We start from the raw sequence: 11,766 nt of genomic DNA, 5'->3' as shown, positions 1-11,766 counted from the left end.
TAGACCCTTATAGGGTCAAAGCAAACCACCGGCTAAGCCGGTGGTCGTGATTATATCATTATAAAAAGAATCTATAAAACTTCCAGACAGGACAAAACTGTATCGAAGAATCATTAAGAAAGCAAAAACAGCAGAAACTATGCTGACAAGGAGTGAATGAAAATGGGGAATTATACCAGAGAAGAAATATTACAGATGGCTGAGGAGGAAGACGTGGAATTTATCCGTCTTCAGTTCACAGATATGTTCGGAACGCTGAAAAACATTGCCATAACTGCCCGGGAACTTCCCCGTGCGCTGGATAACCGATGTATTGTAGATGGTTCTTTTATCGCAGGAATCGCAGGAGAATCCGAACCGGATATGTACTTAAGACCGGATCTTGACACTTTTGCAATTCTCCCATGGAGACCACAGCAGGGCAAAGTTGCCAGACTGTTATGCGATATCTATTGTCCGGACGGAACCCCTCATGAGAGAAGTCCGAGATATATCCTGAAGAAAACCGCCCGGGAGGCAAAGAAGGAGGGATACACCTGTCTGGTAGATCCGGAATGTGAATTTTTCCTTTTTCATACAGATGATAACGGAGTTCCGACTACTGTAACACATGAAAAGGCCGGATATCTGGATGTCAGCCCTGTGGATCTGGGTGAAAACGCAAGACGTGATATTGTATTAAATCTGGAAGACATGGGGATTGAGGTAGAATCTTCTCACCATGAAACTGCTCCTGCACAGCACGAAGTAGATTTCAAATACGGTGAAGTCCGTACGATTGCAGATCGGATCATGTCATTTAAGATGACGGTCCGTACCATTGCCAAACGCCATGGACTTCATGCGACATTTATGCCGAAACCAAGGGCAGAAGTAAACGGCTCCGGAATGCACATTCATTTCTCCTTATTTAAAGATGGAAGAAATGTATTCGTCAATCCGGGAAATCCACAGGAATTAAGCGAAGAAGCTTATTACTTCGTAGGAGGTCTTCTGGCTCACAGCAAAGAGATGGCACTGATCACCAATCCTATCGTAAATTCCTACAAACGTCTGGTTCCGGGCTATGAAGCACCGACAGAACTGACATGGACAAAGAACAACCAGAATTCACTGGTAAGAATTCCGGGATCCAGAGGTATGGAGACAAGGATCGAACTGAGAAGTCCGGATGCAGCAGCAAATCCGTATCTGGTATTTGCAGTATGTCTGGCAGCAGGACTGGATGGAATCAATAAGAAGATTTATCCGACTAAGTCCTCCAGCAGAGAGTTATCCGAAACAGACCAGAAAACAATGAAGATTGAGAATCTTCCGGGAAATTTAAACGAAGCAATTGATTACTTCGAACAGAGTGACTGGATCAAAGAAGTACTTGGAACAGAATTTTGTAAAGAATACGCAGCAGCCAAGAAAAAAGAATGGCTGCGCTATACAAGAGAAATTTCAGCCTGGGAAATCGAGGAATACTTATACAGAATTTAACCGAATCAAACAAGTCCCCTGTAGAAATTGTAAAAAGCAATAAGCAGTGGGTGGGGACTTGTTTGTATCAGGAGGAGCGAAGCTCCTTCTGATAAACTGCGAAGCAGTTATTCGGTTATGAGCAAGTAGCGAAGCGGATTGCGAACATCCGCTTGATCAAAATCAAACAAGTCCCCTGCGGAGGTTGTAAAAAGCAATAAGCAGTGGACGGGAACCCAGGCTGTAACAGAAATAGGAGTGGCAGAGTTATGAGCAGCAGCATTGTGATTGCGTTACCGAAAATTGAAGACGCAAAGAAAATCCGCACAATACTTAACAGACATGGGCTCACAGTAGCTTCTGTCTGCAGCTCTGTCTCTAATGCGCTGGCCAGTATCTCAGAGCTTGACAGTGGTGTCCTGATATGTGGGTATAAGTTGACAGATGCCTATTATAAAGACGCTCTCGATAACCTGCCACAGTATTTTGAAATGTTGCTTCTGGCCTCTCAGCGTATTATAGATGAAGCACCGAATTCCGTCAGCACTGTACAGATGCCGATGAAAGCAAGCGTACTGATAGATACGGTCAATGACATGCTCTATCATCTGGAACGCCGGATCAAAAAAGAAAAAAAGAAACCAAAGCCCAGATCAGAAAAAGAACAGAATTATATCTCGAATGCCAAACGTCTTCTTATGGAAAAAAACCAGATGACAGAAGACGAAGCGTACAGACATATTCAGAAATGCAGCATGGATTCAGGAACCAATATGGTAGAAACAGCACAGATGCTGCTTATGTTGATGTATGACGAAGTTTGATCAAGAGTTTATGAAATAATGAAATCGAACATGTTTGTTGAAGGAATCCGTTGCAGACAGGATTCATTTGTTTGAAAAATTAGAATGCAATTTGTTGTATTCATAAATAAAATATCCGAAATAATTAGTGAAATTTTGTAAAAAATAACTCTATTATTTTGATAGAAGATGTGGTAATATACAAAATATATTTTTAGTCATATTTTATATAGAAAGAACACAAACCCAAAATAGATAATGACAGGAAGAATGATTACAAAGGCGTAATCAGAGAGTCCAGGGGACAACTATCCCCGGATTTTCTGATTACGCCTTTTTGATATTCAAGGAGTAAAAGAATGATAAAGTCATTTGCATCTGCGCAGACTGATTTTTGAAGACAGACTCCGTCGGACATATCACAAAGGTTTACAGAAAAGAAGAAATGGAGGATGAGGAAATGGAATTTATGGATGGAACATGGAAAAAAGAAATCAATACCTGGGAGGAACTCGTAGGTAATAATCTCCTGAACCAGGAAGCCGTAATCGAAGGCGCTGTTCACAGCATCCGTAATATGGGTGATGTGGCATTTATCATTCTTAGAAGAAGGGAAGGCTTATTCCAGACAGTCTATGAAAATGAAATGGCAAATGTTTCCATTCATGAATTGAAGGAAGCAATGACGATCAGGGTGAAAGGAATCCTGCATGAAGAGGAGAGAGCACCCCACGGAAGAGAGCTTCGTATTCGTCATATTGATATTTTATCAACACCGGCAGAGCCACTTCCAATGGCAATCGACAAATGGAAACTGAACACTTCCCTGGAAGCAAAATTAAACTACAGACCGATTTCCCTGAGAAACATTCAGGAGCGTTCCAAATTTAAAATCCAGGAGGCACTGACAAAAGCATTCCGTGATTATCTTTACGGACAGGGATTCACAGAAATCCATACTCCAAAGATCGGAGCCAGAGGAGCAGAGGGTGGGGCAAACCTTTTCAAATTTAGCTACTTCCACAAACCTGCAGTACTTGCGCAGAGCCCACAGTTCTACAAACAGATGATGGTTGGCGTATTTGACAGAGTATTTGAGACAGGTCCTGTATTCCGTGCTGAGAAACATAATACCAAACGTCACTTAAATGAATACACCAGTCTGGACTTCGAGATGGGATATATTGACAGCTTCGAAGAAATTATGGCAATGGAAACAGGATTCCTCCAGTATGCCATGAACCTTCTGAAAACAGAATATGCAAAAGAAGTACAGATTTTGAAGCTTGAGATTCCGGATGTATCCAAAATCCCGGCAGTCCGTTTCGATGTAGCCAAGGAACTGGTATCACAGAAATATAACCGTAAGATCAGAAATCCATTTGACCTGGAGCCGGAAGAAGAAGCACTGATCGGACAGTATTTCAAAGAAGAATATGGCTCAGATTTCGTATTTGTCACACATTATCCGTCAAAGAAACGTCCATTCTATGCAATGGATGATCCGGAAGACGCAAGATTTACCTTAAGCTTTGACCTGTTATTCAAAGGTCTTGAGATCACAACAGGCGGACAGCGTATCCATGATTACAACATGTTGGTACAGAAAATTGAAGACAGAGGTATGACGCAGGAAGGCATGGAACAGTATCTGGATACCTTCAAACATGGTATGCCGCCTCACGGTGGACTGGGAATTGGTCTGGAACGTCTGACCATGCAGCTTATCGGTGAAGAGAATGTTCGTGAAACCTGTCTCTTCCCGCGAGATATGAACCGTCTGGAACCGTAAATAAGTCAGAAACTTGGAAAGCTGCCTATATATTGACCGGGAAACGGCAGGTTGATTCCGGGCAGAAAGAAATAAAAGCAATATAGAATGTTACAGGCAGTATATATAAGGAGAAAATCATGGCAAAGATCATAGATGATGAAACAATGGAAAATGTCTGCATCCTGGCCAAGCTTTCCCTCTCGGAAGAAGAAAAGGAAAAAGCAAAAGCTGAAATGCAGAAAATGCTTGATTATGTAGAGAAACTGGATGAACTGGATACATCGGAAGTAGAGCCTATGTCCCATATTTTCCAGGACGAAAACGTATTTCGTGAGGATGTTGTCACAAACGGAGATAACAAAGAAGCAATGCTGGCAAATGCACCGAAGGCAAAAGAAGGACAGTATCAGGTTCCGAAAACCATAGGATAGGAGACAGGACAATGGAGTTGGAGAAATTAACAGCCCTGCAGCTTGGGGAAAAAATAAAACAGCGTCAGGTCAGCGTCCTGGATGGAGTAAAAACTGTTTTCGCACAGATCGAGAAACAGGATTCAGAAGTACACGCTTATCTTGACACATATAAAGAAGAAGCATACAAACGCGCAGAAGAAGTACAGAAAGGCATCGAGGATGGTACTTATACCAGTCCTCTTGCAGGTGTACCGATCGCGATCAAAGATAATATCTGTATTAATGGAAAGAAAACTACCTGTGCATCAAAGATTCTTGAGAATTTTGTGCCTCAGTATAATGCAGAAGTCATTGACCGTCTGGAAAAAGCCGGACTGGTCATTATCGGAAAAACAAACATGGATGAATTTGCCATGGGAAGTACCACAGAGACTTCCGCTTATGGCATCACCAGAAACCCATGGAATCTGGAACATGTACCAGGTGGTTCTTCAGGTGGTTCCTGTGCAGCAGTAGCAGCAGGAGAAACTTATCTGGCACTTGGTTCAGATACAGGCGGATCTATCCGTCAGCCAAGTTCCTACTGTGGTGTAACCGGAATTAAACCAACCTATGGAACAGTATCCCGTTATGGTCTTGTAGCTTATGCATCTTCCCTGGATCAGATCGGACCTGTAGGAAAAGACGTATCTGACTGTGCAGCTCTTCTGGAGATCATCGCAGGACATGATACAAAAGACAGCACATCCATGAAAAGAGACGACCTCCAGTTTTCAAAAGAACTGACCGGAGACATCAAAGGAATGAAATTCGGCGTTCCTGAAGAATACCTTGCAGAAGGACTTGATCCAGAAGTAAAGGCATCCTTTATGAGCGTTCTCGATACACTGAAAGAACTGGGAGCAGAAGTAGAATTCTTCTCCATCAAGACCATGGAATACATGATTCCGGCTTATTACATTATTGCCAGTGCAGAAGCAAGCTCCAACCTGGAACGTTTCGATGGTGTTAAATACGGTTTCCGTGCAGCAGAATATGAAGGTCTTCACGACATGTACAAAAAGACCAGAACAGCAGGTTTCGGTGAGGAAGTAAAACGCCGTATTATGCTTGGTTCCTTCGTGTTAAGCTCCGGTTATTATGATGCATACTATCTGAAGGCACTCCGCACAAAAGCCCTGATCAAGAAAGAATTTGACCAGGCATTTGGCAAATATGATGTGCTCCTTGCACCTGCATCTCCATTTACAGCACCGAAGATCGGTGAAAGCTTAAAAGATCCCCTTGCCATGTATCTTGGAGATATCTACACAGTAGCAGTCAATCTCTGCGGTCTTCCGGGAATTACAGTTCCATGCGGAAAAGACCAAAAAGGTCTCCCAATCGGTATCCAGATGATCGGGGACTGCTTCATGGAAAAGAAAATCCTGCGTGCAGCACACGCCTATGAAACCAGCCGCGGCTCCTTTGCCGTGCCAGGAGAAGGAGGCACCAGATAATGAAACAGTACGAAACAGTCATAGGACTTGAAGTCCATGTAGAACTTGCAACAAAAACAAAAATTTTCTGCGGATGCTCCACTGAATTCGGAGGAGCACCCAATACACATACATGCCCGGTCTGCACAGGTATGCCGGGTTCCCTGCCTGTATTAAATAAGAAAGTAGTAGAGTTTGCCCTGAAAGCAGGTCTTGCAGCAAACTGCCAGATCCATCAGTACTGCAAATTTGACCGTAAGAACTATTTCTATCCGGACAACCCACAGAACTATCAGATCTCTCAGTTATATCTGCCAATCTGTCATGACGGATGGGTAGAGATTGAAACCTCTGCAGGCAAAAAGAAAATCCGCATCCATGAAATGCATATGGAAGAGGATGCAGGTAAACTGATTCATGATGAATGGGAAGACTGCTCTCTGGTAGACTATAACCGAAGCGGTGTCCCGTTGATCGAGATCGTATCCGAGCCGGATATGAGAAGCTCTGAGGAAGTAATCGCCTATCTTGAAAAACTCCGTTGTATGATGCAGTATCTGGGTGTATCAGACTGTAAGCTTCAGGAAGGCTCCATGCGTGCAGACGTTAACCTTTCTGTCCGTGAAGTGGGAGCAGAAGAATTCGGTACCAGAACAGAGATGAAGAACCTGAACTCTTTCAAAGCCATTGCCAGAGCAATCGAAGGCGAAAGAGAACGTCAGATTGAACTGATCGAAGAAGGCAAGGCAGTTACACAGGAGACACGCCGTTGGGATGACAACAAAGAATATTCTTACGCCATGCGTTCCAAGGAAGATGCCAAAGACTACAGATATTTCCCTGATCCAGATCTGCCCCCAATCCATATCTCTGATGCATGGATTGAAAAGATCAAAGCAGAACAGCCGGAGCTTCGCGAAGTGAAACAGGCCCGTTATCAGGAAGAGTACGGACTTCCGGCATACGATGCGGGAATCCTCACAGAATCCCGCCATCTTGCAGGTCTTTTTGAAGAAACAGCAGCAATCTACGGAAATGCAAAGAAGACAGCAAACTGGTTTATGGGTGAGGTACTCCGTCTGACGAAAGATAAAGCTATGGATCCGGAACAGGTATCTTTCTCACCGAAGCATCTTGCAGATCTTCTGGTAATGGTAGAAAAATCCGAAGTCAGCCCTCAGAATGCCAAAAAAGTCTTTGAGAAAGTCTTTGAGGAAGACATTGATCCTGTAGCCTACATTGAGGAACATGGTCTGAAGATTGTAGAAGACACAGGACTTCTGGAAGAAACCATCAACAGGATCCTGGATGCTAACCCAGGACCACTTTCAGAACTTCTGGGAGGTAAAGATAAAGTCATGGGCTTCTTTGTAGGTCAGATCATGAAAGAGATGAAAGGCAAGGCAAATCCTGCAAGCGTCCGCGAGACACTAATGAAAGAAGTAGAGAAGCGCAAATAAAATAAATCACCCCGGACATTATGCCCGGGGTAAAAAATGTTACTGTTCACTCTGTTCACAGCAACACGCTTCGCGATGCAAAAAATATGAACCTCCTTGTACAAAGCACAAGGAGTATCGTTTGCTTCGCAAACTTAATTTATGCTAATCGCATAAATTCGCACAGTATGTCTCGGGTTTTCTGTGACCTTCGCTCACAAAAAACACCTCGCGGGATATTACCAGTGAACAGTAATGTTAATATTAAAAATTATTCTCAGAAAACACTTTGAGACTTTACATTATTAAATAATTAAGTATAATAAAACTCGAACAAAATATATTTGCAAAGAAGACACAAATAGAAATGGAAAGGCAAAGCAGCAGCCTGCTGTAGACAGGTATATAAAAACTGCGAAACATGCCAGGGAGGAAATCAAACATGGTAACAGTAAACCACAACTATCTGAAATTACCGGGAAGCTATCTGTTTTCCACAATTGGAAAAAAAGTAAAAGCATATAAAGAAGCCAACCCACAGGCAAACGTGATCTCACTGGGAATCGGTGATGTAACCCAGCCTCTGGCTCCGGCAATCATTGAGGCACTTCATAAATCTGTAGATGAAATGGGTGATGCAGCTACTTTTCATGGTTATGCACCGGATCTTGGTTATGAATTCTTAAGATCTGCTATTGCAAAGAACGACTACAAAGACAGAGGCTGTGACATTGAAGCAGATGAAATCTTTGTCTCTGACGGTGCAAAGAGCGATTCCGGAAATATCCAGGAAATATTCGGACTGGATAACAAGATTGCAGTGTGCGACCCTGTATACCCAGTATATGTAGATACAAACGTAATGGCAGGCCGTACAGGAGAATACAACAAAGAACGTGGCAACTTTGATAACGTAATCTATATGCCATGTACAGCATCCAACGGCTTCCTTCCGGAATTCCCGGAAGAAGTACCGGATCTTATCTACCTTTGCTTCCCGAACAACCCGACCGGTGGTGCGATCACCAAACCGCAGCTTCAGGAATGGGTAGACTATGCAAATAAAAACGGTTCTGTAATTATCTATGATGCAGCATACGAAGCATACATCTCCGAAGAAAATGTACCGCACAGCATCTATGAGTGCGAAGGAGCAAGAACCTGCGCCATCGAACTGCGCAGCTTCTCCAAAAATGCAGGTTTCACAGGTGTCCGCCTCGGCTTTACAGTTGTACCAAAGGATCTGGTCCGTGACGGCGTAGATCTCCACAGTCTCTGGGCAAGACGTCATGGCACTAAATTCAACGGTGCTCCATACATCGTACAGCGTGCAGGAGAGGCTGTATACTCTCCAGAAGGAAAAGCACAGCTGAAAGAACAGGTAGGCTACTATATGAGCAACGCCAAAGCCATCTACGAAGGTCTGGCATCAGCAGGCTATTCCGTATCCGGTGGCGTAAACGCTCCATATATCTGGCTGAAAACACCTGATAAGATGACTTCCTGGGAGTTCTTTGACTATCTCCTTGAAAAAGCCAACATCGTAGGAACTCCGGGCTCAGGATTCGGTGCTCATGGTGAGGGATTCTTCCGTCTCACTGCGTTTGGAACACATGAGAATACACTGGAAGCAATTGAACGAATTAAGAATCTGTAAGCAGCTTCCTGATAGGGACGAGTGGGATTATAATTTCGCAAAATTTAACCGAATCAAGTAAGTTCCCTGTGGAGCAGTTATTCGGTGTAGAGCTGCGTAGCGAAGCGGATGATTTTATCCACTTGACTATGAAAATGAAAAACGGCAGGACGAAAATCCTTGAAAATCAAGGGTTTCGGACCTGTCGTTTCTATTTTATAAAAATATATATGGAATTTGATTACTATTTAAGTATTAATGTTGTTTTCTGAGATAATCTGTCGAATTTGTTCCTTTGCAACTGCCATAAAAAATACTCCTTTTCGATAAGAATTGTCATATCTGAATTCTTACCAAAAAGGAGTTATTTTTTAACAAAAACACAAACTATTTTACACTACCTGATATCCAGTACCAGCGTTATTGATTCCACAGGGGCTTGGGGGTGTAGCCACCAAATATTATTTGTTTTCGTTTTCGAAGCCATGCCGAGTTCTTTCTGAGTGAGATGATTTTTCTGTCTTAACATCAGCTGGAACGTAGCTGATAATGTAGTGGTGACTTTTGATATCTTCACGTTTCTCATTTTTGTAAAAATGAGCATTTGTCAGTTCGCATTCCTTGTCAAAAGACACCGGATCACAGTTCAGTCCATCCATATAAAACTCTTTTCGCAGGATGCTTCGTCTGGATTCATCTACAATCTCCGTCATACTAAAAATATCTCCATCATTTCAAAAGAGAATGACGGAGATATTTCGCCTTATTTATTCTTGTAGTAACCAATCGGCTATATCGTGAATTTGGATTCCTTCATAGCTATATTGGGGATGTTTGGTTCTGGCAATAATCATTTTCGGATAAGCATCTCGAATCTGAAGCAGAGGAGAGCGTTCTCTCTCAAATGTTTCCTGCCCGGAAATGTTGTCGCTGACCTGAATATAAAACTTCTCGCTACCTCTCTGAGCAACAAAGTCGATTTCCTTTTGATAAAGCTTGCCGACATAAACATCATATCCACGGCGAAGAAGCTCGATGCATACGATGTTTTCATATACTCTGCCATAATCCATATTTCTGCTCCCCAGTATTGCATATCGAATACCGCTGTCACACAAATAGAACTTTTCAGAGCTTTCAAGGTATTTCTTACCTCGGATGTCGTATCTCTTAATATCATAAAATACAAAAGCATTGCACAAATACTTAATGTATTTGCCGACGGTTACATGATTGGTTGGAGTTTCATTTGCTGTCAGTAGCTGACTGATCTTATTAGGAGAAGTCAGGTTGCTGATATTATCCATAAGGAACTCGCTCAGACGTTGTAAAACCAAAGTGTCAGGGAGATTATATTTCTGTACCAAATCCCTTGTAACAATAGTTTCGTAGACCTCTTTGATATAGTTTGTTCTGTCTTTTTCGGTTCTATAAGCATAGGAACCTGCTAAACCGCCCTTAATAGCGTACTCATCAAAGAGCTTATCTTTGTCACTGATATCATCATAATATTGGCAATATTCCTGGAAGCTGAAAGGAAACACATGAATTTCAATATAGCGTCCGGTAAACAGAGTTGCCAGATCCGCACTCAACAGGAAAGCATTAGAGCCTGTTACATAGATGTCGTATTTTCCCTTAGAGTACAGGCTGTTGATTGCCAGCTCAAACTTGGGACACATCTGAACCTCGTCTACAAACAGGTAGTTCGTTTTGCCTTCCTGATAATGTTCTTCCACATAGGAGTGTAAGGCATGGTATTCCTTGATTTCTTCATATGCTAAATCCATGAAGTCAATGAAGATAATATTGATGTTTTCAAAGTTGTTTTTCAGATACGCAATATATGCCTGCATCAGTTTAGACTTACCAGATCGACGAATACCCGTGATGATCTTGATGTCAGGAGTGCCATTCAGTTCAATGATTCTATCGAGATATTTTGCTCTCGTGATTGTTTTCATTTAGTCACCCACTTTCAAAAATTGAAGTTTTTTCATTTTTCGAAACCGCTTTGTTGTACTTAGTATACTGTCTGCTAATAGTATATGCAAGATGTCGCTTTCAAAAACACAAATTTTTTTATTTTTTGAAAGTGAAAACTATGTATAGGCAACCCGATTCTTTACTTAATTTCAGAAAAAAAGTAAAAAAATTTGCTTTTGACCACTGTAAAACATGCTCTGAGCATTATGAAGAACTTGCACAGGAACAGAATATTGCTCTGGCTAATTTCCGGCGGAAGAAATTATCACAAACCGGAATACGGGGAAGCAATGGAAATATAAAGTATCTTACTTTTGATGAAACTTCCTATCTGGCAAAGGTCAGCAGAAGCATGATCAACAAATGGGCGGATAAAGGAAAGTTTACGGTAATAAAAGTTGGCAGTCGGGTTAGGATCCGTCGGGATGAATTTGAGGACTGGATGGAACAAAGAGATTTGGAAAGGAGCATGCAATAATATGGCATCCTTTTCATGTTCCTTAATTATTAGCTGGAGCAAACAACCAGCTAACTTTCAGAGCTTTACAGAGCTTTACAGAGGGGGTATTCAGAATAACTCAAATTGAATAACTGCGCGTCGCATTCTCGTTACTTCCAGTGATGAGTTATACGGCTTGAATGAAAAAGTAAATTCTACATTCTAATATACTCTTGCAAGGTAGAATTAAAAAATACATTTAACCGATGAGTTATACGCGCTTGAATGAAAAAGTAAATTCTACATTCTAATATACCTTGATTTTATGCGGGAT

The 11,766-nt window shown here is 42.0% G+C and carries 10 protein-coding genes; 8 read left to right on the top strand and 2 right to left on the bottom strand.

Features of this window, described 5'->3' with window-relative positions; translation table 11 throughout:
* Positions 1 to 162 precede the first annotated feature (162 nt).
* The 7 genes from LJE12_RS18490 (at position 163) to LJE12_RS18460 (ending at position 9,028) form a co-directional block, all read left to right on the top strand.
* Positions 163 to 1,485: a glutamine synthetase family protein gene (locus LJE12_RS18490; protein WP_008704905.1), complete on the top strand. Its 1,323-nt coding sequence runs from the start codon at positions 163 to 165 to the stop codon at positions 1,483 to 1,485.
* A gap of 248 nt (positions 1,486 to 1,733) precedes the next feature.
* Positions 1,734 to 2,288, top strand: coding sequence for an ANTAR domain-containing response regulator (locus tag LJE12_RS18485; protein WP_227227135.1), 555 nt, complete (start codon positions 1,734 to 1,736; stop codon positions 2,286 to 2,288).
* Positions 2,289 to 2,727: 439 nt separating this feature from the next.
* A complete protein-coding gene (gene aspS / locus LJE12_RS18480; protein ID WP_022380269.1) occupies positions 2,728 to 4,059 on the top strand; it encodes an aspartate--tRNA(Asn) ligase in 1,332 nt (443 codons plus the stop codon).
* A 119-nt stretch (positions 4,060 to 4,178) separates the two neighbouring features.
* The gene (gene gatC / locus LJE12_RS18475) at positions 4,179 to 4,472 is read left to right on the top strand and encodes an Asp-tRNA(Asn)/Glu-tRNA(Gln) amidotransferase subunit GatC (protein WP_008704901.1); all 294 of its coding nucleotides are present in this window, start codon (positions 4,179 to 4,181) and stop codon (positions 4,470 to 4,472) included.
* A gap of 11 nt (positions 4,473 to 4,483) precedes the next feature.
* Positions 4,484 to 5,953 carry an Asp-tRNA(Asn)/Glu-tRNA(Gln) amidotransferase subunit GatA gene (gene gatA, locus LJE12_RS18470; protein WP_227227136.1) on the top strand — a complete coding sequence of 490 codons (1,470 nt, stop codon included), beginning with the start codon at positions 4,484 to 4,486 and terminating at the stop codon, positions 5,951 to 5,953.
* Entirely contained in the window at positions 5,950 to 7,392 is a 1,443-nt protein-coding gene (gene gatB / locus LJE12_RS18465) for an Asp-tRNA(Asn)/Glu-tRNA(Gln) amidotransferase subunit GatB (protein WP_026650061.1), read from the top strand. Before gatA ends, gatB begins: the two co-directional genes overlap by 4 nt.
* Positions 7,393 to 7,813: 421 nt before the next feature.
* Positions 7,814 to 9,028, top strand: a complete 1,215-nt coding sequence (locus LJE12_RS18460; RefSeq protein ID WP_118512443.1) for an LL-diaminopimelate aminotransferase — start codon at positions 7,814 to 7,816, stop codon at positions 9,026 to 9,028.
* Between the two features lie 440 nt (positions 9,029 to 9,468).
* On the opposite strand, the gene LJE12_RS18455 is transcribed toward LJE12_RS18460, so the two are convergent.
* A complete protein-coding gene (locus tag LJE12_RS18455; protein WP_055201279.1) occupies positions 9,469 to 9,720 on the bottom strand; it encodes a hypothetical protein in 252 nt (83 codons plus the stop codon).
* 54 nt (positions 9,721 to 9,774) lie between these two features.
* Positions 9,775 to 10,971: an ATP-binding protein gene (locus LJE12_RS18450; RefSeq protein ID WP_118614797.1), complete on the bottom strand. Its 1,197-nt coding sequence runs from the start codon at positions 10,969 to 10,971 to the stop codon at positions 9,775 to 9,777.
* A 140-nt stretch (positions 10,972 to 11,111) separates the two neighbouring features.
* On the opposite strand from LJE12_RS18450, the gene LJE12_RS18445 reads away from it, so the two are divergent.
* Entirely contained in the window at positions 11,112 to 11,471 is a 360-nt protein-coding gene (locus LJE12_RS18445) for a helix-turn-helix domain-containing protein (RefSeq protein ID WP_227227137.1), read from the top strand.
* The last annotated feature ends 295 nt before the right edge of the window (positions 11,472 to 11,766 follow it).

This window comes from Blautia sp. DFI.6.71 (genome assembly GCF_020593585.1).
Lineage (GTDB): Bacteria > Bacillota > Clostridia > Lachnospirales > Lachnospiraceae > Blautia_A > Blautia_A wexlerae.
The sequence above is the reverse complement of the archived record's forward strand: the minus strand, read 5'-3'. Positions and strand labels throughout refer to the sequence as shown.